The organism is Hydrogenivirga okinawensis (assembly GCF_055385515.1).
On the sequence record NZ_AP042386.1, the window covers coordinates 515,680 to 538,657 of the forward strand.

The window sequence follows — 22,978 nt, forward strand, 5'->3', positions numbered from 1 at the left end:
ATTATAAAATAAGGGATAATGTTCTACGAAACCGTGGACGACATAACCGCAGATGCCGGGATTAGAGTGAGGGCAGAGAGCCTGAAAGATCTCTTTTGTAAGGCTGTTTTAGCCACTTTTAACGAGATTACGGACATAGACAGGGTTGAAGGGAAGGAGGTTAAGGAGGTGAGCGTAGAGAGTCCTATGCCCTTTCTTCTTGCGGACCTCTTGAACGAGATTCTCGTTCTGCACGAGAGGGATAAGTTCGTTGCATCAAAGTGTGAGGTTCTTGAGCTTACGGAGGGAAAAGCTAAGGTGAGGCTGTACGGCGAGATGTTTGATCCCAGCAGACATTCCTCAAAACTCGTTATAAAGGCGGCAACCTATCATAGGTTAAGGATTGAGAAGGAAAACGGAGAGTGGGTTGCCGAGGTTATCTTTGATATATAATGCTTTCCATGGACATATTAGAGATAATGGAAGTTCTCCCCCACAGGTATCCACTTCTCCTCGTGGACAGGATACTCGAATACGAGGAAGGGAAGAGGATCGTCGGACTGAAGAACGTTTCGGTAAACGAGCCCTATTTTCAGGGACACTTTCCTGGATTTCCCCTCTTTCCGGGAGTTTACATACTCGAGGCTATGGCGCAGGTGGGTGGGATACTCATGATCAAGTCGCTTAACTTGGAGATAGGTAAGTACGCTGTGGTCTTTGCAGGTATAGATGACGCAAGATTTAAGAAACCTGTCTTTCCGGGGGATCAGCTCATAATGGAGCTCGAAACCATATCCCTTAAAAAGGCTCTCTCGAAGATGAAGGGGACCGCTAAGGTAAATGAAGAGGTCGTCGCAGAAGCCGTCCTCTATGCCGCAGCGAGGAAGCTCGAAGAGGTGAAGAGGTAATTACCTATACCAGAGCTCCTTCGGTAGCGGTATAACCTTCTCCCCCTTCTTGAACATAAGAAGGTACTCCCTTACAAACTTCTCCTTGTAAAACTTGGGATTTCTCTTCACCCTCGCGTGGATAGCTCTCAGTTTCAGGTTCTTTCCTTTCTCCACATCGATTAACCTCTCTAGCCTGTCGGAGGCAAGCTTAAGCTGAAGAACCCTCTTTACGTTCAGCTCCGAGAGGAAGAGGTTCGCTACCGTGTTTATCAAAGATAAAGCCAGAAATCCGTAGGCAAGCCTTTTAATGATTAATAAATCTCCAGAACTCTTCCTTTCCCCAGAACCCCGCTCCATAACCGAGCTCTTCTTCTATTCTAAGAAGCTCGTTGTACTTTGCAATCCTGTCCGAACGGGAAGCGGATCCCGTCTTTATCTGTCCTGCATTCGTCGCCACCGCGAGGTGGGCTATGAAGGTGTCCTCCGACTCGCCCGACCTGTGGGATATTATCGCCATGTAGCCGTGCTCCTTTGCAAGCATTATCGTGTCCAGGGTCTCCGAAAGGGTTCCTATCTGGTTAAGCTTTATCAGTATTGAGTTGGCTACACCCTTCTCTATCCCCTCCTTTAGAATCTTAGGATTTGTAGTAAAGAGGTCGTCTCCAACGAGCTGAACTCTGCTCCCGAGAGCCTTTGTAAGCTCCTTCCAGCCCTCCCAGTCGTTCTCTGAAAGAGGATCCTCTATGGAAACTATAGGATATTTGTTCAAAAGTTCCTCGTAAAAACTTATCATCTCCTCCGAGCTCCTCTCCTTTCCTTCGAGCCTGTACTTGCCGTTTTCATAGAACTCAGAGGAGGCGCAGTCGAGAGCTAAGAACACGTCCTCTCCCGGTCTGTATCCCGTTTTCTCTATGGCGAGCATAAGGGTATCGAGGGCTTCCTCGGTAGAGCTTAAGTTGGGAGCGAAGCCTCCCTCATCGCCGACGTTCGTGGAGAAACCTCTCTCTTTAAGGACCTTCTTCAGGGTATGGAAAATTTCTACACCCGCCCTCAGGGCTTCCCTAAAGGATCCACCACAGACCGGAACTATCATGAACTCCTGTATATCCAGAGGGTTGTCGGCGTGAACGCCTCCGTTTATAACGTTCATAAAAGGAACGGGGAGTCTGCTACCGAACCCTCCCCCTAAATACTCGTAAAGGGATATACCGAGTTCCTCAGCGCTCGCCCTCGCAACGGCCATGCTAACCGCAAGGATGGCGTTTGCTCCGAGTCTGCTCTTGTTCTCCGTTCCGTCGAGCTCGATAAGGGTAAGGTCTATCTCCCTCTGGTTGAGGGACTCCATACCGCGTATCTTTTTGGCTATCTCCCCGTTGATGTTGTCTACCGCCTTAAGGACTCCTTTACCGTGAAACCTCTCGGGATCTTCATCTCTTAGCTCTAAGGCTTCCCTTTCTCCGGTGGAAGCACCGCTCGGGACTATAGCCCTTCCCACGGCGCCGCTTTCCAGAACCACTTCAGCTTCAACGGTGGGGTTTCCTCTCGAGTCGAGAACCTCTCTCCCGTGAACACCAACTATCGCAGACATGGTGTAATATTTTATACCTTGTGAAGAACTATCGGTGAACATAGAATAATTACCATGAGGTTTTTGATAATCCTCATTTTTCTGATTTCCGGACTAGCTTACTCAAAGGAAGCAGGTTTTACTCAAGAGGATAGGGAAAGGTTGATTAGACTGGAAACTACCCTTAAAACCTTCATGGAACAGGTGAACAAACGCTTTGAGCAGGTCTATATCTTCCTGTGGATTCTGGCAGGCATTTTTACAACTCTTACCATTTCAGTGATAGCTTTTGCATGGTGGGACAGGAGAACTATCATCAGCGAAACCAAGAGAAGGACCATAGAGGAGCTTGAGAGGGAAACCAAACCGGAGAAGTTGAGAAAAGTAATAGCCGCTCTTATAAAGCCGGCTGAGGAGGACGAGAGGGTTGCTAAAATCCTCAAAAAAGAGGGTCTTATATAAAGTATGCTTGAAAGTCTTGAACTCTGGTCAAGAAATCTGGTGGAAAACTACGGATACCTCGGTATCTTCTTAATCTCCTACACCGAGAGCATAGTGCAACCTATTCCACCCGATCCCTTCATAGCAGGCGGAACCGCCTTGGGTCTTAGCCCACTCTTGGCAGCTCTGATAGCAACCATCGGAAGCGTCTTGGGAGGACTCACAGCCCACACCTTGGGACTGGTTTTCGGTGAACCTCTGGCTAAGAAACTTCTCGGCGAGAGAAATTTCCTTAAGGGAGAAGCCTTCATGAACAGGTACGGCGTCCTCGCCGTTCTCCTCGGAGCCCTAACTCCAATTCCCTTCAAGGTTATATGCTGGCTCGCCGGTATATTCGAGATGCCCCGAATTCCTTTCCTCATAGCCGCCTTCGTAGGTAGGCTACCGAGGTTCCTGATCTTCGCCTTTGCAGGGGATATGATTAAAGGCATCTTCTTCTGACCGATCTAAATTTACATTAGGAGATAGGTAATTTATGAACGAACAGTTTTTCACAAAGCTCTTGGAGCTAAGGGACGCCTATACGAAAGGACACAGCGAGAGGGGAATAATCTTTGCCGTTCGAATAGGAAAGGAGCTTGGTCTTACCGAAAGGGAGCTCGAGCTTATAAGGATAGGTGGCAGCATCCACGATATAGGAAAGGTGGCGATACCGGACGTCATACTACTCAAGCCCGCAAGGCTCACTCCCAAGGAGTACGAGGTAATGAAGCTCCACGTCCAGCTCGGCTACGAACTCGTAAAGGATCTCGATCTTCCAGAGGAGAGCTTGAATATCCTCCTCTACCATCAGGAGAGATACGACGGGACAGGCTATCCCTTCGGGAAGAAGGGGGAAGAGATACCCTTCCTCGCAAGACTTTACACCATAGCGGATTCCTTCGAAGCGATGACTTCGAGGAGGATTTACAAGAAGTCCAAACCGTGGAAGAAGGCTCTCGAGGAGTTGGAGGAGCTTGCCGGCGCTCAGTTCGATCCCGACATAGTTCCCTACGCCGTGAGAGCTCTCTCGAAGCTCGAAGGAGCGGTTCCACCAGTTTATTACGCCGAAACAGAGCTCGAGAAGATCAGGTGGACCTTCTATTACCTCGACTTCACGGGAGCTATAAAGGGAGACCTCTTTCTGAGCACGATTCAGGCTTTTATAGAGAGGGGAGAGCCTTTCTGCTTCACGATCTTCGATGTTAAAAACCTCTTCGAAATCAATCAGAGATACGGCTGGGAGAGGGGGAACGAAGTTCTTACGGAGCTCGTAAACGCCATAAACGTCCAGTGCTGCGCTATGTACGACATAAGGGATCTCATCCTTAAGCTCATGAGAGTGGATATACTGGACATAACCTCTCCAGTAATCTTCAGGCTCGGAGGGGACGAGTTCGGCGTTATAGCGCCTTATATACCTCCTCCAGAAAAGGTGGAAGGTGTCGAGAGGTACATGAAAGAGAGGGGAGTAGATTTGAAGTACAAGCAGATGAGGTTCCCCGACGACTTTACCTCCGTAGAGGAGGTCCTCGACACAATTCTCGAGTTCTCCAAGAAGCCCTTTACCGTGTAAACTTTCTCCTATGCCCCGTAGAGTTTACTTTTTCGGTGGAAAGGGAGGTGTTGGAAAGACAACTGTCTCCGCCGCCTTTGCCCTTCTCCTATCCACAAGGGGAAAGAAGACTCTTTTGATATCTACCGATCCCGCCCACTCCCTTGCCGACGTTCTTGAGACGGAGCCTTTAAAGGAGATGAGGGAGGTGACAAACAACCTGAGTGCCTTGGAGATAGATCCCTACGAGGTTCTGAAGGAGTACGTTGAAACCGCCCTCGAGAACATAGAGGGGAGCGTCTCTCCGGACGTATTCGATCAGATTAAGGAGGTCTTTCACAGTATCGAGGAAACGCCGGGAGCGGAGGAGGCGGCGGTTATAGAAAGGCTTTCAAAGGTCATTCTGAAAAATCTGAGCGAGTTCGACTCCTTCGTGATAGATACCGCACCGACGGGACACACACTCCAGATGCTCAGAACAGTAGGGAGGGTAGGGAAGTGGCTCGAGGAGCTCATAAGGAGGAAGAGGAAGGCGGAGAGTTTCAAAGAGGCCGGAGGGATCGATAGGGAGGATAGGTCCTTGAGCATCCTTGAGGAGAGGAGAAAAAGGTTCTCAAGATTTTTAGAGCTTCTTCTCTCCAGGGACACTCTCTTCGTTCCGGTTCTTAATCCGGAGAGGTTGCCGATCTTAGAAACGGAGAGGATGGTGAGGGAGTTGAGGAGAATCGGCGTTGAGCTCGAGTTTCTCGTAGTGAACAAGGTTCTTCCGGAGGAAACGAGGGACGAGTTTCTCTTGGAGAGGAAGGAGCAGGAGAGGAAGTACCTCAGGGAGATCGAGGAAAGGTTCTCTTTCCTGAGAATGATCAAACTACCTCTGAGGGAGAGGGACGTTAAAGGGATAGAGGATCTGAAAGATCTTGCGGTCGAGATCGGGAGGAGGATGGGGATATGAGCGTGGTACTCTTAGGACTCGGAAGGTATGTGGAGGAGATAACTGAGATAGTCGCAGGTATAAGCGACGTGGTTGTAGTCGAGAAGGAGAGCGAGAGGCTCAGGAACTTCCTCGAAAAGGAGAAGGGGATAAAGAACCTGAGCGTGGTTTTAGGGAGCGCTACAGACATAGAGCTGTGGAGGAGGGAGATAGATCTGTCGGAGACGGAGGCGGTGATCTCCTTCCTGACCGAGGAGGCTACGATAGACGTTGCAACCGTTCTCAGAAAAGCCTTCGGCTACAGGGGAAAGATCGTATACGTTGCAAAGGAACGACCCGATAGAAAGGAGATAAGAAACCTTGAGATAGAGGTCGTTTCTATACCCGACATCCTCGGAGCTATACTCAGGAACCTTCTCGTCGGAAAGGGGATAATCCGTTATCCCGTGGGAATAGGCTTCAGGAAGGGGGAGATAGCGGAGGTGCTGATAACTGAGAGTTCTCCCGCAGTTTATATGAGACTGAGCGACCTCCGTCAGAGGAGCGTGAGGATTGCACTCATATACAGGGAAAATAGCATAATTCTCCCGCGAACCGATATCAGGATCCAGCCGGGGGACAGGCTCTTAGTCGTGGGGGATCCCTCAAGGATAGAGCTCTTCATAAACACGGTCACTAAAGGAGAATCCAACTTTCCTCTAAAGTGGGGGAGTGTGGGTGTCTTCTGCGACGTGAAAGGAGAGGAGTTCGAATACCTGAAGGGAGGGCTCAAGGTGAAGGAGTGGAAGGAGGAGTGCGACAAGCCAGCGAGCGTCGATGATGTCGGTATCGCCGTTTTTGGTAAGGATAGATGGAGCCTCTTTTCAAAGAGCAGGATAGATTTAGCCTTCGAGAATTTTTACTTTCCCACTCTACATCTGAGAGGTTCCTTTCCTTACGAGAACATCCTCGTATCGGCGAACACTGAGGCTCTCGGCTTCCTACTTCCAACTGCAATGGACTTCGCGAGGCTCTTCGGGAGCAAAGTGTTCATAATCTACGTGAGTGCGATCGAGAAGATGATGACGAAGGAGGAAAGGGAGGTACTCGAGAATCTTAAGAGCTTTGTGGACAGAGCCCAGAAGGTATCGGGACTCGAAGTGAAGCTGATAAGGAAGGAGGGAAACCCAGTTAGAGAGACGCTGAAGATGTTGGGAGGAAACTTCAATCTCCTTGCAGTAGGATACACGCCCGGCAAGAAAACGAGCCTCTTTAACCCCTACGCTCCCCATCTTTTAGCCAAGAGGAGTTCCGTAACCACTCTCCTCGTGCCGGAGGTATCCCTTGAGCGGTGAGTTCCTTTTACTGATCGTCTTCGGTACTGCCTTTATAGCTCCGCTCTTTGCCCGAACTCTCAAGATGCCCGTTCCGGTCGGGGAGCTCGTGTTCGGTTTATTGATTGGACATCTAATCGGCTCAGGTCAAGAACTTCCGGAGATCCTCCTCTTTCTCTCCAAGTTCGGTTTCCTGATCCTCATGTTCCTCGCCGGTCTCGAGGTGGACTTCAACCTCGTGGAGAGGATAGAGGGAAGGCTTTTCCTGATTTACTCCCTCTACGTACTTTCCATATTTCTCGTGGCGGTCCCCCTTTCGCTTTTTCTCGGTATGGGAGTTTCCGTAGGGATAATCCTCTCGCTCATCTCGGTCGGTCTCATGGTAGCCACCCTCAGGGATATGAAACTGCTGGGAACTTCCCTCGCCAAGAAGGTTCTTATCCTCGGGGTCATCGGGGAAGTGGCGAGTCTCTTCGCCCTGACCTTCATGGAGAAGGTAGGTAGTTTCTCCGGCTGGAGGCACTTTTTAGAGGAGTTGGGGATCGTCTTCCTTTTCTTCCTGCTTTTCTTCTTAGCCTTCCGCCTCATTGGACTCCTCGTGTGGTGGTTCCCCGAGATAGTCAAAAAACTGACCTACGAGGAGGATCCGAGCGCCATAGGTATAAGGCTCAGTCTCGCTCTTATGTTTACCTCCGCCGTCCTTGCCCACATAGCGGAAGTTGAGAGCGTCTTAGGAGCCTTCTTGGCGGGTATGGTCTTCTCTTACTTCATAAGGAAGAAACACGACCTCGAGGAGAAGCTCAGTTCCATAGGCTACGGCTTCCTGATCCCGATCTTCTTTATAAAAACGGGAATGAGCATGGATCTGACGGGCATAGATCTATCCCTGATAAGGGAGGTGGGAATTATCCTGCTCATGATGTTCCTCGTGAGGTTTATACCTTCTTTAGTTCTTCTCTTTGGGAACTTCTCCCTCAGGGAGTCCTTCCTCTCCTCACTCCTCCTCTCCTATCCCTTCACCCTGATGATAGCGGGGATAGAGATAGCAAGGCTCTCAGGACTGATAGACGAAAGAACCGGTGTAGTTCTCTTCCTCGGAGCTGCTCTGTCTTCCCTACTCTTCCCATGGGGAGCTAAGATGTTGGTTAGGATATTAAGGTAATATAATAAACTACAAAGGAGGAGGGAATATGGCTGTTAAATTTAAATTCCCTGAGATAATTAAAGAAGTTGAAATCAAACCTTTTACTTTGATCCATGTAGACTGCTTTGAAAAGAGAAGGGAAATTCTGTTTTTCATTTATGCGCTTTTTGAATTGATCAATAAAGTAAGAGACCATAGGATTAAACTTATTCCAGGCATAATTGAGCACGAAAGTAATATTTTGAAAATTAAGGTTAATGATCTTGCCAGTGCCATACGGAATACATACTACAGGTATATAGCTAAGCTTGCAAAGGAAAAAATTGGTTATGTGCCTTTAGAACTTCCTGAGCTAATGCTTTCTTCTGAAGGTATTGAATTTATAGAAATTATAGTATTGCAAAGAAAAGGAAATATAAAATTGCAGTTTAAAGATGGAAAGATTGTAAGTTCAGAATTGTGGCTATCCAGTGGTGAACTTCTTTCTCCTGAAAGACTCCTCACAGAGGAGATAGGATGGATCTTTGGAAGGACATTCTTAGGAGTTGAACACTTCAAGATAGGAACTCCTATTTACGTACCCATAGAAAGGAGATACGTTGAAATAATACAAGAACAGATCAATATACCTGTTAACAGTTCAATACAAGAGGCTATGAGTAACATAAAAAAGCCTGTTCAGCGTATCGCTCTTTGTGGATTAGTAGAAGATTACGTTGATAGAATGGTCGTCCCTGTTATTTTTACAAAAGCATTTTTTAAGAAAGACTTGAGGCTAAATAAAAGTAATCTGTTAAGTTTGCCTGCTTTCCCGTCGTTAAATGATTCACGCGAACTTCTTTTAGATAATAGTTTCAAAGATCTCATTTACTTTTGTGAAGCTCGAACTTTCAGAATTGGTCGAGGTCCGTTTTTCATCGAAGATATAGACGCATTCAAGTCCGAAGATAGCCAATTAATGTTAAAGTTTTATCTTGAAAGTCTTATTGAAGAAGGATATATGGTGTGTGCAAGTGCACATCAGAAAGCATTTCAAGACTTAGCAGATATACTTGGTTTTGAAGGAGATAATTATGGCGTTTACTCGCTATACAATTAACTTGTAGGGAAGTGCAAGATATGATTTGTTTGGAAGTGCGGGATACCATTTTACAAATACTTAGCGAAAGAAGTCCAGAAATCTTAAACAAGTCTGGAGGTGTCCTGTATAGCAGTTATAGAACTGTCAGAGAAGGGGATTTCTTCATAATGGGACTGAACCCAGGTGGTAGTCCTGAGGATATGAGCGATTGTACAATAAAACAGGACATAGAACGTATATGTTCAAGAGAGAGGGAAAACAGGTGGTGGAATGAATATCTAGATGAACGCTGGGATAATAAGGAACCTGGTACAGATAAGCTCCAGCTACATATAAGACACTTTATTCGTGGGCTATTAGGAGACGAAGACATGCTTAGGAAAATATGTGCTTCAAACCTCTGTTTTATAAGAACACGAAATGAAGATGATTTAAACTTTAAATACTCCAGCCTTTTTAAATGCTTTGATTTTTGCTGGCCTGTTAACGAGTGGCTCTTGGCAAAGGTTAAACCTAAAATCCTTATCGTGTTTTCTAAACCGGCCTGTGATTACATAAAACTAAAGTTTAAAGTCTCAGGTTCTGAAAAAGTATTTGATGCAAAGTGGGATAAATGGAAGATTAGAATTGCCAAAGCTCCTTTAAATGGAATAACAGGAAAAGAAACATTTTTGCTTAATATTCCCCATCTTAGTAGATATACCTTTGAAGGAAGGGAAGATCTGATTCGAAAGATAAAAGAAGAGCTCAATTTGTAAGTTCTGATATTACGTGTCTGCAATTGCCTTACAATATTCCCATGCTCTTCATCGGTGTAGATACGGGAGGAACCTTTACGGACTTCACATACTTTGACGGCAATGACTGGAAGGTTTTAAAAATCCCATCGACACCGAAAAACCCCGCGGAGGCGGTTCTGAGGGGTCTCGAGGAGATCGGGGGGGAGGGGCGCAGGATAGTTCACGGCTCTACGGTTGCAACGAACGCCCTCCTTGAGAGAAAGGGAGCGAAGACCGCCCTCGTAACTAACAGAGGCTTTGAGGACGTTATAGAGATCGGAAGGCAGAACAGGGAGAGGCTCTACGATCTGCATTACAGAAAGCCTGAGCCTCTGGTGCCGAGGAATCTGAGGTTCGGGGTGAAGGGAAGAATGAACTATAGGGGAGAGATTTTAGAGGATATAGACCCGAAGGAGATAGAGAAGTTAGCACAGAAGCTAAAAGATCTGAGAGTGGAGTCCGTTGCGGTCTGTCTCCTTCACTCCTATGCTAATCCAACCCATGAGTTAGAGATAGAGAGGATTTTGGGAAGGCTCGGAATCCATATTTCTCTCTCTTCTCAGATCCTTCCCGAATTCAGGGAGTACGAAAGGACATCGACGACCGTGGTGAACGCCTACGTATCTCCCAAGATGGAAGGCTACATCTCCTATCTTGAGAAGAACCTGAAGGAGAAGGATACCCTCGGAATAATGCAGTCCAACGGCGGGATAATAAGCTTGGAGGTGGCAAAGGAGGAGGCGGTCAGGACGATACTCTCGGGTCCCGCGGGAGGGGTAATAAGCTCCCTTTATCTCGGAAGACTCATAGGAGAGGACAGACTCATAACCTTTGACATGGGTGGAACCTCCACCGACGTGTCCCTGATAGACGGAGAACCTAAGATAACTACGGAGACCAAGATAGAGGGAATACCTGTAAAGGTTCCCATGATAGACATACACACGATCGGAGCGGGAGGAGGTTCCATAGCTTGGATAGACGAGGGAGGAGTGCTCAGGGTAGGACCCCAGAGCGCAGGGGCGGATCCGGGACCTGTATGTTACGGTAGAGGAGGCAGGGAGATAACCGTAACCGACGCCAACCTCTATCTCGGCAGACTCATACCGGAGCACTTTCTCGGAGGCAGGATGAGGTTGTATCCCGAAAGGCTCGAAGAACCTATGGAGGAACTCTCAAAGAAGCTCTCCACTACACCCTTGGAGCTTTCCAACGCCATCGTTGAGATAGCCAACTCCAACATGGAGAAGGCTCTCAGGAAGGTGTCCGTTCAGAGGGGATACAACCCCCGTGAGTTCTCCCTCATAACCTACGGAGGGGCGGGAGGTCTCCATGCGGTCTTTCTGGCTAAGTCTTTAGGTATACCGAAGGTTATCGTCCCTCCCAATCCCGGCATATTCTCGGCGATGGGAATGCTCCTTGCGGACATCGTAAGGGACTACTCCCTCACGGTCATGCTGAGAGGCTCCGAGGTGGGGACCCATCAGATAAGCGAACTCTTTGAAACACTGAGGAAGAAGGCTTACGAAGACGCTCAACGTGAAGGCTTCGAAGATGTTATCTTTCGGGAGTCCCTTGACATGAGATACGTGGGGCAGTCCTACGAGCTCACCGTTCCCTTTACCGAGGACTTCAGAGAGGGGTTTGAAAGGGAACACGAGCGTGTTTACGGATACCGCCACGAGAGGGAGGTGGAGATAGTGAACATCAGATTAAGGGCTATAGTGTCTACGCCGAAACCTCAACTTCATACCTTCGAAGAGAAGTCTTCTGAAGATCCTTCGCAGGCTCTCTTAGGTGTTAAAAAGACCGCCTTCGGCGGTGAGTTTGTGGATACCAAAGTTTACGAGAGGGAAAAGCTCAGGTGGGGAAACGTTATAGAAGGTCCCGCCATCGTTGTGGAGTACTCCTCCACTACGCTCATCCCTCCCAGCTCCGTTGCCGAGGTGGACAGGTTTGGAAATCTGATCCTGTCCGTTTAAATTTAGAGTTATGAAGTTAAAGGAAAAAGAGTGGACCTACGAGGACTACCTCAAACTTGAAGACGAGAACAGGTATGAGATAATCGGAGGGAAGCTCGTTGTCGCACCTGTGCCGAAACCGAAGCATCAGAGGGTTTTGAGGGAGCTCGAGTTCGCAATATGGAGCTATGTCAAGGAAAAGGATCTTGGAGAGGTCTTCTACGCCCCCATAGACGTGGTGTTCGAACCCAAGTACGTTCTACAGCCGGACTTAGTTTTTATCTCGAAGGAGAGGAAGGAGATCATAGACGAGGAGAGGGCTATCTTCGGTCCGCCGGACCTTGTGGTTGAAGTGGTCTCTCCCTCAACCCTCGGTAGGGATACGGTAGAGAAGAGGGAGATATACGAGAGATTCGGTGTGAAGGAGTTCTGGCTCGTTTATCCTGAGATGAAATGTGTGGAGGTTTTGGTTCTGAACAAGGAGGGAAAGTACGAACTATTCAACGAGGGGTGTTCGGAGGAGGGCAGGGGAGAGGTAAGGTCTAAGGTTCTCAAGGGTTTCAAACTGAACCTGAGAGAGATATTTTAATTTCCTATGAAGACCGCAGAGCAGAGGTTCAAACTGGTAACCGACCTCAAGCCCGCCGGAGACCAGCCGAAGGCTATAGAACAGCTCCTCGACAACTTGGAAAGGGGAGTGAGGGAGCAGGTTCTTCTGGGCGCAACGGGCACAGGGAAGACATATACCATAGCCAACGTTATAGCTCACTACAACAGACCTACGCTCGTGGTGGTTCACAACAAGATACTCGCGGCACAGCTCTACAGGGAGTTCAAGGAGCTCTTTCCCGAGAACGCGGTGGAGTACTTCATCTCTTACTATGACTACTACCAGCCGGAGGCTTACATACCGGAGAAGGATCTCTACATAGAGAAGGACGCGAGCATAAACGAGGTTCTTGAGAGGTACAGGCACTCGGCGACCATATCGGTATTGGAGAGGAGGGACGTGATAGTCGTCGCCTCGGTCTCCTGCATATACGGACTCGGCTCTCCCGAACACTACGAGAGCTTGAGGATAAAGATAAGTAAGGGAAGTTACCTTAGCCTATCCAAAACCATAAGGAAGCTCGTGGAGATGGGGTATGAGAGGAACGACTACGCCTACAGGAGGGCAACCTTCTCGGTGAAGGGGGACGCCTTAGAGATAATCCCTTCCAACGCGGAGGACTACCTCATAAGGATAGAGCTATGGGACGACGAGGTGGAGAGGATAGCAGTTATGGACGTCCTCAACAGGCACGTGATTCAGGAGCTTGAGGAGGTTTCCCTCTTCCCTGCCTCCCACTACATAGCTCCTAGACCGACCGTGGAGAAGGCTCTGGAGGAGATAGAGAGGGATCTGAAGGAAAGGGTGGAGTGGTTCAAAAGCAGAGGTAGGCAGGTGGAGGCTCAACGACTCTACCAGAGAACGATGTACGACATAGAGATGATAAGGGAGCTCGGACACTGCAAGGGGATAGAGAACTACTCAAGATACTTTGATGGAAGGGAGCCGGGAGAACCTCCCTTTACACTCCTTGACTACTTCCCTGAGGACTTCCTCCTGATAGTGGACGAGTCCCACATGACCATACCTCAGATAAGGGCGATGTACAACGGAGACAGGTCGAGAAAGGAGAAGCTCGTAGAGTACGGATGGAGGCTTCCTTCAGCTTTGGACAACAGACCACTGAAGTTCGAGGAGTTCTTTGAGAGAATAAATCAGGTCATATACGTCTCCGCAACTCCCGGAGAGTGGGAGATAGAGAGGAGCAACGGGATTATAGTGGAGCAAATAGTCCGTCCCACGGGACTTTTAGATCCGGAGGTGGAGGTGAGACCGACGAAGAACCAGCTTGAGGATCTTATTAAAGAGATACAGGAGAGGAAGAGGAGGAACGAGAGGGCTCTCGTCCTGACGACGACCAAACGGCTCGCGGAGGAGGTGGCGGACTACCTGACCGAGAGGAAGATAAAGGCTACCTATATGCACTCGGATCTTGACGCCATAGAGAGGGCGAGGATAGTGAGGGAACTTAGGGAAGGAAGCGTGGACGTGGTCGTAGGTGTTAACCTTCTCAGAGAAGGTCTCGACCTTCCGGAAGTTTCCTTGGTAGCGATCCTTGAGGCAGACAAGGAGGGATTTCTGAGGAGCTACACCTCACTGATTCAGACCATAGGCAGGGCGGCGAGGAACGTAAACGGTAAGGCTATCCTCTACGCGGACAGGATAACCAACTCCATGAAAAGGGCTATAGAGGAGACCAACAGAAGGAGGGAGAAGCAAAAGAAGTTCAACGAGGAGCACGGGATAACTCCTAAGAGCGTCAGAAAGCCTATAAGGGAACTCCTTGCCCTTGAAGAGCTTGACTACGTCCAGCTTCCTGTGAAGCTTCCTAAGGGGATAAAGACGGAGGAGGATCTGATAAAGAGGATAGAGAAGTTAGAGAAGGAGATGTGGGAGGCGGCGAAGAACTGGGAGTTCGAAAAGGCGGCGAAGCTCAGAGACGAGATAAAACAGCTCAGGAGCTACCTGAACCTCAACTGATCACTCGGTAAATATCTGACCCTCTATAGGTTGGACGTTGACCCCTCTCTCCTCTATGAACTTTATAGCCCTCTCTATCTCCTCAGCCTCCCCGTCCATCTCCACCGTGAGGATACCCGTGTCCTTCGTAACCTTTGCGGTTCTTATGTTCAGAACCACATCGAAGTTCTTGCAGACCATACATAGGATAGGTTCTTTAACGAGCTCCTCCGGGTAGATCAGTTGAAGCCTCACCATGTTCATGGCTACTAAGATTATAAGCTATAATTGAGACTCCATGGAGATACTCGTTACCGGCTGTGCCGGGTTCATAGGCTGGAAGGTCTCAAAGCTCCTGCTTCAGGAGGGCTACAGAGTAGTCGGTGTGGACAACCTGAACGATTACTACGATATCCGCATAAAAGACTGGAGGCTAAGGGATCTTCTTGAAAACAAGAGCTTCACCTTTTACAGGGTGGACATAGAGAACCTGGAGAGTCTTAAGGAGGTCTTCAAGAAGCATAAATTCGATGCGGTTATAAACGAGGCGGCGAGGGCGGGAGTGAGGTACTCCATAGAAGATCCGTGGGTTTACATGAGGACGAACGTTTACGGAACACTCAACATCCTCGAACTCATGAAGGACTTTAAGGTCCCCAAGCTCGTTCAGGCATCCACCTCCTCCCTCTATGCCGGACAACCTATGCCCTTCAGAGAAGATCTCCCCGTGAACGAACCCATTTCGCCTTACGCAGCTTCCAAAAAGGGTGCCGAGGTCTTGACCTACACCTACCATTACCTCTATGGGATAGACGTCACGATCCTGAGATACTTCACCGTTTACGGACCTGCGGGGAGACCGGATATGAGTCCCTTCAGGTTCACCTACTGGATAATGAAGGGAGAGCCGGTAACGGTCTTCGGAGACGGGCATCAGAGCAGAGACTTCACCTACGTTGACGACATAGCCAAAGGAACTGTAAAGGCTCTGAGGCCTGCCGGCTACGAGATAATAAATCTCGGAAACAACAGACCCTATAAATTGATAGAGATGATAGAGCTTATAGAAAGGTTTGCTGGAAGGGAGGCAAGAATAATTTACAGGGAGTTTCACAAGGCGGATATGAAGGATACATGGGCGGACATAGAGAAAGCGAAGAAGCTCCTCGATTGGGAACCAGAAGTTTCCCTCGAGGAGGGTATAGAGAGAACGGTTGAGTGGTTTAAGGAGAACTGGGATTGGGTGAAGGATATCGAGGTGTGAGGTCGGATCATGATTGAATCTAAGGTTAACGAGGTAAAAGAGCTTATAAAGGATAAAGCTGGGATAATCCTTTCAAACCTACTCTCCCAAGGAGGAGAGTACGGGGAGATATTCTACGAGCGCTCGAGAACGACAAGAATGGAGCTCGAAGACAAAAAGCTGGGAAAAATATCCCACGGCTACGATGAAGGTGTAGGAATAAGGTTAATAAAAAACGGAAAAACCTACTACGGATACACCACCGAACCAACCTTCGAGAACCTTATGGAGCTCGTCAAGACCCTCGCGAGGGGTGAGGGATACGGACCCGTCGCTATTGGACTCAGGTACACAGAGGGCTGGACTCCTACGATAATAGATCCAGACTCTACAGATCTCCACTACAGGGCTGAGATACTCAAAAGGGCTGAGGATAAGGCGAGGAGCTACGGTGACAAGATAAAGCAGGTTCTCTCGGTCCTTATGGACAAAACAAGGGAAATTCTGGTCGTAAACAACTTGGGTGAGATGGCTGAGGACACCCAGAAGAGGGTTGTTTTCTTCGTCGAGGTTGTAGCAAGTGACGGAGAGACACTCCAGAGGGGTTACGAATCTCTGGGAGGAAGGAAAGGCTTCGAAATATTCGAACACACACCTCCGGAGCTGGTAGCCCAGAAAGCTGCGGAGAGAGCCCTCCTCATGCTAACCGCCAAGCCCGCACCGGCAGGTCAGTTCACGGTAGTTCTCTCCTCTCAGGCGGGAGGAACGATGATCCACGAGGCGGTCGGACACGGTTTGGAGGCTGACCTCGTCCAGAAGGGCCTTTCGGTTTACTCGGGAAAGCTCGGCGAGAAAGTGGCAAGTGAACTCGTAACGGTAATAGACGATGCGACGTTGCCTGAGCACAACGGCTCTTTCACGGTGGACGATGAGGGGGTCCCTGCCCAGAGGAAGGTTCTTATAAAGAACGGTTACCTCGTAGGTTACATGTACGATCGTCTCAGAGCTATGAAGGAGGGGAAGGAGTCTACAGGAAATGGAAGAAGACAGAGCTACGCCCACGTCCCGATAGTTAGGATGACCAACACCTATATAGACAAAGGAAAGGACAATCCCGAAGATATACTTCAGGATACTAAGAAAGGTGTTTACGTCGTGAAAATGGGCGGGGGAGAGGTGAACACGGTTACGGGGGACTTCGTCTTCGAGATAATGGAAGGCTACATGATAGAGAACGGGGAGATAACCTATCCGATCAGAGGTGCAACCTTGATAGGGAACGGACCCAAGGCACTTCAAGATATAGACGCGGTGGGGAACGACCTCGGATGGGCGATCGGAACCTGTGGTAAGGACGGTCAGGGTGTTCCTGTTACCGATGCCCAGCCAACGGTCAGGATAAGGAATCTCACCTTAGGGGGTTGTCAGCTCTGCTGAACTATCTCCGTTCCTATACCTTTTTCGGTAAATATTTCTAAAAGGAGAGAGTGCTGAACCCTTCCGTCTATTATGTGAACCTTCCTCACACCTGCTTCCATAGCCCTGAGTGCTGACCTTACCTTAGGTATCATGCCCTCCCTTATGACACCCTTCTCTATCAGCTCCTGCGCCCTCTCCTTGGTCAGCGTCGATATCAGCTTCCCCTTTTCGTCCTTTACGCCTTCAGTATCGGTTAAGAATATTAACTTCTCTGCTCTCAGGGCTTTCGCAATCTCCGAGGCGGCAATATCGGCGTTTACGTTGTAAGCTTCCCCCTCTTCTCCTACACCCACGGGAGCGATCACAGGTATGAAGTTCTTCTCGATAAGGGCGAAGATAAGCTCACTGTTCACACCCACCACCTCCCCAACAAAACCCACATCCTCCTCGGGAACGGGAAGACCCAGCTCTTTAAAATAGCTCTCCTTGTTCAGTTTCCTCGCTTTTAAGAGTCTCCCGTCCCGTCCAGATATACCGACGGCGTAGAGCTTCTCACCGCTGTGGCGGTTTATCAGGGCTACTATATCTTTGTTTATATCTCCGGAAAGAACCATCTCTACCACGTGCATCGTATCCTCATCGGTCTTCCTCATCCCTCCAACGAACTTTGGTTTTATCCCAAACCTCTCCAACGTCACGCTTATCTGAGGACCTCCTCCGTGAACTATAACGGGATTTATACCTACGTATTTGAGAAGGACAACGTCCCTCGCAAAGGATTCCCTCAGATCCTCCCTCGTCATAGCCGAGCCACCGTACTTTATTAGGAAAACCTTACCGTGAAACTCCCTTATGTAAGGGAGAGCTTCCTGGAGTATTTTTGCCTTCTCTATTAGCCTTTCCATGGAACTCTTTGCATAGAACATTAATCACTCTTTTTAGATTATAAAGAAATTTTAATTTACAAGCTCTTGCAGCTGTGGGTAGTTCTAAGTTTTAAAGCACAGGAATTATATGAAATTAATAATATTCGTAGATTTTTACATATTTGGTAGATTTAAGAAATTCTTATAAAAAATCGAGTACCTCCCAGATAAAAATCTTTCTCGAAAAAAAATCTAAGGAGGGTGCAGCATGAGGGGAATAAGCAGGCGACAGTTCCTCGCCTACATGGGCGTGGGAGCGGCAGCTGGTCTGATCCAATCCTGCGGAGGAGGAAGCGGAGCTGGAGACCAGCTCACGGGTATGATGAGACGCGGTGGAGGCGGTGGCGGTGGAACTTCAAGCCCACCTCCGGGGGCACCTTTCCAGGATCCACCTCTTGCACAGCTGATTAGGAACGGCAACGTAGTCGAAACTTCTATATCTCCAATGAGGGCTCAGACCACTATAAACGGTCAGACGGTTACGATGATGCTTTACAACGGTTCCTATCCGGCACCAACGATAAGGGTTAAACAGGGGGATATCCTTAGAGTTCACTTCACCAACAATCTACCCCAGAATGCGGACATAACCGGAACCAATATTCTCGGGAAGGATATGAGCATCACCAATCTCCACACCCACGGATGGCACGTTTCCCCTGCAGGAAACGCAGACAACATATTCCTCACCTTCAATTCGGGCGACTCCATAACCTTCGAGTACGACCTATCCAAACAGTGGGGAGGTATGATGGGCTTTTATCACCCCCACTACCACGGAACCGTTGGCGAGCAGTTCTGGAGGGGTCTTGCAGGGGGAGCACTTATAGTCGAGGACGACGTTCCAGACCTTCAAAACTACGAAGAGCACATAATGATCATTACGGACATCTCCATCGCAAATGGACTGCCCACTACCTGGAACAGGATGGACTACATGAGGATCCTTGGAAACACGGTTATGGTGAATGGGCAGGTCAACCCTGTTCTCACTATCCAGCCCGGACAGGTTCAAAGGTGGAGGGTACTCAACGCTTGTGCTTATAGATATCTAAGGCTGTCCCTCCAGGGTCACACGATGTATCTCGTCGGCACGGACAACAACCTTCTCGATCAGCCCGTTCCTCTTACTGAGATAATCCTCTCACCAGGAGAAAGGGCTGATATTCTCGTCAAGGCGGATCAGGCGCCGGGGACCTATCAACTCGTATCCAGCTCTATAAACGGCGCGGGAACGGTCACTCTCCTAACTCTTGAGTACAGCGGTGCCTCTACAAACGATCAGATACCAACTTCTATAAACTCGGAGATAGCCCAATGGGTCGCGTCTCTCAGAAGGATGGATACATCCAGCCTCAGGCGGGTTAGGATGTCCCTTAACTTTGTCCGTGGTAGAGGAGCTATAAATAGGCAGGTCTTTGACGAGAATCCTTACATCCTTGAATCCCCTGTAGGGACCTACGAGGTTTGGACGATCGTAAACCAAACGGGAATGGATCACCCCTTCCACCAGCACACGGACGGAGCGGTTATACTCAACATTCGTGGAGGAGATCCCAACTACGCCCAGCTTTACACAACGATAAACGGCTTTAAAGATACCATAAACGTTCCACCCATGGGCTCCGTTACCATGCTCGTCCCGGTGTTAGATTACACGGGAGATACCGTTTTCCACTGCCACATCCTCGGCCACGAAGATATCGGAATGATGGGGATATGGAGGAGGGTATAGCCCACTTTAGAGGAGGTCCTGCCGTGCCTCCTCTCCCTTTTATAATTCATATCTGTGCTCGAAAGTATTTGGGTCCTCTCCTTACTGCTTACATTGGGGACCTTCACTGGTAGCCTCTTGGCTGTTGTCTTTAAAAGTCCTCTCCTCGATATAAGCGTTAGTCTTTCCTTTGCTGCTGGGGTTATGCTCGTTGCGAGTTTTACGAGTCTGATACTTCCGGGTATAGAATTGGGGGGATTTCTACCCACCGCCTTAGGAACCATTTTCGGCTTCTCTGTTATGACGTTGATAGAAAACCTTTCTCCTCACGAACACGTCGTGAAGGGGAGAGAAGGAGCCTTAGGCGGTGAAAAACTAAGGAAGCTAACACTTATAGTAATAGGAGTAACAATTCACAATATACCCGAAGGTATAAGTGTCGGCATATCGGCATCCTACTCTTGGGAAACGGGTGTGCCTCTCGCTCTGGCTATAGCAATCCAGGATATTCCAGAGGGTCTTGTAGTTACTCTTCCCCTGATGGTGGCAACCAATAATCTCATGGCTCCTCTTCTTGCCGGATTGGGGAGTGGTCTAATTGAATCTCTCTTCGCTATTTTGGGATATTTCCTCATGGACGTGTTTGAGGATCTACTCTCTTTGGGTCTCGGTTTCGGAGGCGGAGCTATGCTCTACGTTACCGTTAAGGAGGTTCTGCCCGAGATATACTCCTCGAAAAATAGGGAGTTTGCCGTAACTCTGAGTTTTCTTTTGGGCTTTCTGCTTATGCTGTTTTTGGATTCTATCTAAGCTGGCGGAGGGGGTGGGATTCGAACCCACGGAGGGCTGCGAACCCTCAAGGGATTTCAAATCCCCCGCCTTCGTCCGCTCGGCCACCCCTCCTTCTAACCGCCTCCGTACTCGCTCTGCTCTATCTCCATTTCGAACTCTTGGATGAAATGTTCTATAAGATTAACAAGATCCTGCAGGTCCTTCCTCAGATGGTATTCGTACAACTCCATCCTTCTCTCATGGACGTGATCGTTGATATAAAAACGTATCCTCACGTAGGGTAGTCCCGTTTCAGATTCGTAGTCTTCGTCACCAGGAAGCACGATGTCTACTTCCGTTTCTGTACCTTCGTTTCTGTTCTTGAAGATCTCTTTTAGTTCAAAAACTTTCTCCTTGTACTTCTCCCATTCGTATTTCATAGTAGCTCAATTTTAGCACAATCCAACCACGGCTATACCGAGCCTGTCCGCCCGTTTTACGAACTTCTCCTTTTCCACAACGTAGACCTTCCCTGCCTCAAGGAAGAGGGTATCAGCCCCCACATCAGCCATCATCTCGAGCGTTTCTATCCCCACAGTTGGGACATCTATTCTGAAGTCCTGAACCTTCCTTGCCACCTTTACGACCCTCGTCCCCTTGCCCGCGATCTTCCCCCCTCTCTTTATGGTCTCCTGTGTCCCCTCCATAGCCTCCACAGCAACCACAGCCTTATCCTTTACCACCACTGTCTGACCTACATCGAGCTCCGCAAGCTCCTTAGCTATTATGAATCCGAAAACGCCGTCCTCCATAGCCTCTTCCGAAGGTTCTATCCTTCCAAAGGTGCCTTCGGGTGCGAGGATCTCCTCAAGGTAAGGTCTCGGATCTATGAACTCGAAGCCTTCCTCTTCCATAAACTCCATAAAAGCACTTATCAGGTTTGCCGGTCTTCTGTCCTTGGATCTTCTGAGAACGCTTAGAGCTTTCAGATCGAAACTTAGAAGGCTCGTATAGAGCAGGCGGGGTTCGAACTTGCCGAGCATAACGAGTTTCCTCACTCCCTTTTTCTTCAAGGTTTTTACGAGCCTCCCGACCTTTCCTATTGGTAGGAGTTCATCGCTTTCTATATCTGTGATCCCCTTCACGCCTACGGTAAATACTTCCTCTCCTCTCTTCTTTGCGAGCCTCCTGAACTCCTCTGGGAGGCTTCCCTTTCCAGCTATAAGACCTATAGACATACCAAAAATACTTTAAAATATCTCCCAATGGATGTTCGCCTTATAGTTTCGGCAAGTAAGAACCTTATTCTTTCCTTCCTCCTGAAAGAGAAAGAGATAACGGAGATAAAGGTGGAGAACAGAGAAGCGAACAGGATAGCAGGGAGCATTTTCAAGGGGAAAGTCAAGAGGTTCGCAAAGAGCTTAGACGGAGCTTTTTTGGATATAGGTCTTGATAGGGAAGCTTACTTGCCTCTCAAGGGCATGGGAGAGGAGGATGAGAAGTGTTCCCTCCCCGAAGTGGGTTCGGAGATGATAGTGCAGGTAAAGAGGGAACCGATAGATGATAAGGGAGCAAAGGTCACCTGTAGGATCAGCATTCCCGGAAAGTATCTCGTTTACCTTCCTACGTCGAAGAGAGTGTTTGTCTCCTCAAAGATAGAAGACGTAAAGAGGAGAGAGAGGTTGAAGGAGCTTATTGAGGGTGTCCTCAAGGACGAAGGTGCAATAGTGAGAACCTCGGCAGTCGTAGCTCCGGAGGAGGGTATACTCAAGGATTTAGAGGATCTCAGGGGAAAGTGGAAGGAGATCAGGAAGAAAGCCGAGGTTGTGAAAACGGGGCTTCTCTACGAAGAAGTTCCTCTCTACGCCCAGCTTATAAGAAACAACTGGCAGGACATAGAGGAGATAGTTGTGGACGACAGGGATCTCTGGACTGAGCTTTTAGCTTACATAGAGGAGAACTTTCCAGAACTTTTAAACAAGGTTAGATACGTTAGAAACATCAGCGTTTTCTTCAAAAAGTACGGTTTGGACAAGGCTATGACGAAGCTCTTTGCCAAGTATGTGTGGCTCAGGGGCGGAGGCTACCTGATAATTGAGGAGACCGAGGCTATGACTGTGATAGATGTAAACAGTGGTGCAGGCTGTGGAGAAACTCTCGAGGAGAACGCGCTAAAGACGAACCTTGAAGCTGCTGAGGAGATAGCGAAGCAGATAAAACTCAGGGATATAGGTGGGATAATAGTCATCGACTTTATAGACATGAAGGACAGGAGAAACAGGGAACTCCTTGTTAAGAGACTGAGAGAACTCTTCGCAGACGAGGGCTCCAGCGTTCACATTTACGGGATAACTCAACTCGGTCTACTGGAGATGACTAGGAAGAAGGAAACCCCCAGCGTCACGAGACTCCTCTCCGTGGACTGCCCCTACTGCAAAGGTAAGGGCTTTATAAAGAGCCCCGAGGTCGTTCTGTACGAGATAGAGAAAGAGCTCGGCTACTTCAAGGGCAGGTACTTAGAGATAAGGATAAACCCCATGCTCAGGGAGAGGATAGAAAAACTACTGGAGAGGACGAATCTGAAAGAGTGGGTCTCTGTCAGGGAAGAGTGCGACGTTCCCCTTGATTACTACGAGATGTTCTTGGCGGGATGAGG

General features: G+C 48.7%; 24 protein-coding genes and 1 tRNA gene. 18 read left to right on the forward strand and 7 right to left on the reverse strand.

Annotated elements, in window-relative coordinates; translation table 11 throughout:
• Positions 1-18 precede the first annotated feature (18 nt).
• Positions 19-432, forward strand: coding sequence for an archease (locus ACZ483_RS03065; protein ID WP_464324708.1), 414 nt, complete (start codon positions 19-21; stop codon positions 430-432).
• 8 nt (positions 433-440) lie between these two features.
• Entirely contained in the window at positions 441-887 is a 447-nt protein-coding gene (fabZ, locus tag ACZ483_RS03070; protein ID WP_464324709.1) for a 3-hydroxyacyl-ACP dehydratase FabZ, read from the forward strand.
• On the opposite strand, the gene ACZ483_RS03075 is transcribed toward fabZ, so the two are convergent.
• Together ACZ483_RS03075 and eno are read right to left on the reverse strand one after the other, a co-directional pair.
• Positions 888-1,226 (reverse strand): hypothetical protein, encoded by a 339-nt coding sequence (locus tag ACZ483_RS03075; RefSeq protein WP_464325174.1) that lies wholly within the window; start codon positions 1,224-1,226, stop codon positions 888-890.
• Complete coding sequence (gene eno, locus ACZ483_RS03080) at positions 1,174-2,457, reverse strand: phosphopyruvate hydratase (RefSeq protein ID WP_464324710.1); 1,284 nt, start codon at positions 2,455-2,457, stop codon at positions 1,174-1,176. Before eno ends, ACZ483_RS03075 begins: the two co-directional genes overlap by 53 nt.
• A gap of 54 nt (positions 2,458-2,511) precedes the next feature.
• On the opposite strand from eno, the gene ACZ483_RS03085 reads away from it, so the two are divergent.
• Genes ACZ483_RS03085 through uvrB form a run of 11 tightly spaced genes read left to right on the forward strand, consistent with a single transcriptional unit; the run spans position 2,512 to position 14,270 of the window.
• A complete protein-coding gene (locus tag ACZ483_RS03085) occupies positions 2,512-2,898 on the forward strand; it encodes a hypothetical protein (protein WP_464324711.1) in 387 nt (128 codons plus the stop codon).
• Positions 2,899-2,901: 3 nt separating this feature from the next.
• The gene (locus ACZ483_RS03090; protein ID WP_464324712.1) at positions 2,902-3,378 is read left to right on the forward strand and encodes a YqaA family protein; all 477 of its coding nucleotides are present in this window, start codon (positions 2,902-2,904) and stop codon (positions 3,376-3,378) included.
• 34 nt (positions 3,379-3,412) lie between these two features.
• Positions 3,413-4,492 (forward strand): bifunctional diguanylate cyclase/phosphohydrolase, encoded by a 1,080-nt coding sequence (locus ACZ483_RS03095; protein WP_464324713.1) that lies wholly within the window; start codon positions 3,413-3,415, stop codon positions 4,490-4,492.
• A gap of 10 nt (positions 4,493-4,502) precedes the next feature.
• Entirely contained in the window at positions 4,503-5,423 is a 921-nt protein-coding gene (locus tag ACZ483_RS03100; protein WP_464324714.1) for an ArsA family ATPase, read from the forward strand.
• A complete protein-coding gene (locus ACZ483_RS03105) occupies positions 5,420-6,736 on the forward strand; it encodes a TrkA C-terminal domain-containing protein (protein ID WP_464324715.1) in 1,317 nt (438 codons plus the stop codon). Before ACZ483_RS03100 ends, ACZ483_RS03105 begins: the two co-directional genes overlap by 4 nt.
• Complete coding sequence (locus ACZ483_RS03110) at positions 6,726-7,877, forward strand: cation:proton antiporter domain-containing protein (RefSeq protein WP_464324716.1); 1,152 nt, start codon at positions 6,726-6,728, stop codon at positions 7,875-7,877. Before ACZ483_RS03105 ends, ACZ483_RS03110 begins: the two co-directional genes overlap by 11 nt.
• Positions 7,878-7,905: 28 nt before the next feature.
• Complete coding sequence (locus tag ACZ483_RS03115; RefSeq protein ID WP_464324717.1) at positions 7,906-8,958, forward strand: hypothetical protein; 1,053 nt, start codon at positions 7,906-7,908, stop codon at positions 8,956-8,958.
• Between the two features lie 29 nt (positions 8,959-8,987).
• Entirely contained in the window at positions 8,988-9,698 is a 711-nt protein-coding gene (locus ACZ483_RS03120) for a hypothetical protein (protein ID WP_464324718.1), read from the forward strand.
• A 41-nt stretch (positions 9,699-9,739) separates the two neighbouring features.
• Positions 9,740-11,701 (forward strand): hydantoinase/oxoprolinase family protein, encoded by a 1,962-nt coding sequence (locus tag ACZ483_RS03125; RefSeq protein WP_464324719.1) that lies wholly within the window; start codon positions 9,740-9,742, stop codon positions 11,699-11,701.
• Positions 11,702-11,711: 10 nt separating this feature from the next.
• The gene (locus ACZ483_RS03130; RefSeq protein ID WP_464324720.1) at positions 11,712-12,269 is read left to right on the forward strand and encodes a Uma2 family endonuclease; all 558 of its coding nucleotides are present in this window, start codon (positions 11,712-11,714) and stop codon (positions 12,267-12,269) included.
• A gap of 6 nt (positions 12,270-12,275) precedes the next feature.
• Entirely contained in the window at positions 12,276-14,270 is a 1,995-nt protein-coding gene (gene uvrB / locus ACZ483_RS03135) for an excinuclease ABC subunit UvrB (protein WP_464324721.1), read from the forward strand.
• On the opposite strand, the gene ACZ483_RS03140 is transcribed toward uvrB, so the two are convergent.
• Positions 14,271-14,513: an NIL domain-containing protein gene (locus ACZ483_RS03140; protein WP_464324722.1), complete on the reverse strand. Its 243-nt coding sequence runs from the start codon at positions 14,511-14,513 to the stop codon at positions 14,271-14,273.
• A gap of 34 nt (positions 14,514-14,547) precedes the next feature.
• Here ACZ483_RS03140 and ACZ483_RS03145 point away from each other — a divergent pair, with 34 nt between their 5' ends.
• The gene (locus ACZ483_RS03145) at positions 14,548-15,513 is read left to right on the forward strand and encodes an SDR family NAD(P)-dependent oxidoreductase (RefSeq protein ID WP_464324723.1); all 966 of its coding nucleotides are present in this window, start codon (positions 14,548-14,550) and stop codon (positions 15,511-15,513) included.
• A gap of 9 nt (positions 15,514-15,522) precedes the next feature.
• On the forward strand, positions 15,523-16,929 hold the full coding sequence (locus tag ACZ483_RS03150; RefSeq protein ID WP_464324724.1) for a TldD/PmbA family protein: 1,407 nt from the start codon (positions 15,523-15,525) through the stop codon (positions 16,927-16,929).
• Here ACZ483_RS03150 and argB read toward each other — a convergent pair.
• Positions 16,917-17,816, reverse strand: a complete 900-nt coding sequence (gene argB / locus ACZ483_RS03155; RefSeq protein WP_464325165.1) for an acetylglutamate kinase — start codon at positions 17,814-17,816, stop codon at positions 16,917-16,919. The genes ACZ483_RS03150 and argB overlap by 13 nt on opposite strands.
• Positions 17,817-18,045: 229 nt before the next feature.
• Here argB and ACZ483_RS03160 point away from each other — a divergent pair, with 229 nt between their 5' ends.
• Both ACZ483_RS03160 and ACZ483_RS03165 read left to right on the forward strand, forming a co-directional pair.
• On the forward strand, positions 18,046-19,572 hold the full coding sequence (locus ACZ483_RS03160; RefSeq protein WP_464324725.1) for a multicopper oxidase family protein: 1,527 nt from the start codon (positions 18,046-18,048) through the stop codon (positions 19,570-19,572).
• Between the two features lie 54 nt (positions 19,573-19,626).
• On the forward strand, positions 19,627-20,361 hold the full coding sequence (locus tag ACZ483_RS03165; RefSeq protein ID WP_464324726.1) for a ZIP family metal transporter: 735 nt from the start codon (positions 19,627-19,629) through the stop codon (positions 20,359-20,361).
• A gap of 2 nt (positions 20,362-20,363) precedes the next feature.
• Here the strand turns inward: ACZ483_RS03165 and ACZ483_RS03170 are convergent.
• The 3 genes from ACZ483_RS03170 to ACZ483_RS03180 all read right to left on the reverse strand — a co-directional run bounded on the left by ACZ483_RS03170 (position 20,364) and on the right by ACZ483_RS03180 (position 21,560).
• Positions 20,364-20,454 (reverse strand) — tRNA-Ser (locus ACZ483_RS03170).
• A gap of 2 nt (positions 20,455-20,456) precedes the next feature.
• Positions 20,457-20,762: a dephospho-CoA kinase gene (locus tag ACZ483_RS03175; protein ID WP_464324727.1), complete on the reverse strand. Its 306-nt coding sequence runs from the start codon at positions 20,760-20,762 to the stop codon at positions 20,457-20,459.
• Positions 20,763-20,774: 12 nt separating this feature from the next.
• The gene (locus ACZ483_RS03180) at positions 20,775-21,560 is read right to left on the reverse strand and encodes an LpxI family protein (protein ID WP_464324728.1); all 786 of its coding nucleotides are present in this window, start codon (positions 21,558-21,560) and stop codon (positions 20,775-20,777) included.
• 27 nt (positions 21,561-21,587) lie between these two features.
• Here ACZ483_RS03180 and ACZ483_RS03185 point away from each other — a divergent pair, with 27 nt between their 5' ends.
• Positions 21,588-22,976 carry an Rne/Rng family ribonuclease gene (locus ACZ483_RS03185; protein ID WP_464324729.1) on the forward strand — a complete coding sequence of 463 codons (1,389 nt, stop codon included), beginning with the start codon at positions 21,588-21,590 and terminating at the stop codon, positions 22,974-22,976.
• Positions 22,977-22,978 lie beyond the last annotated feature (2 nt).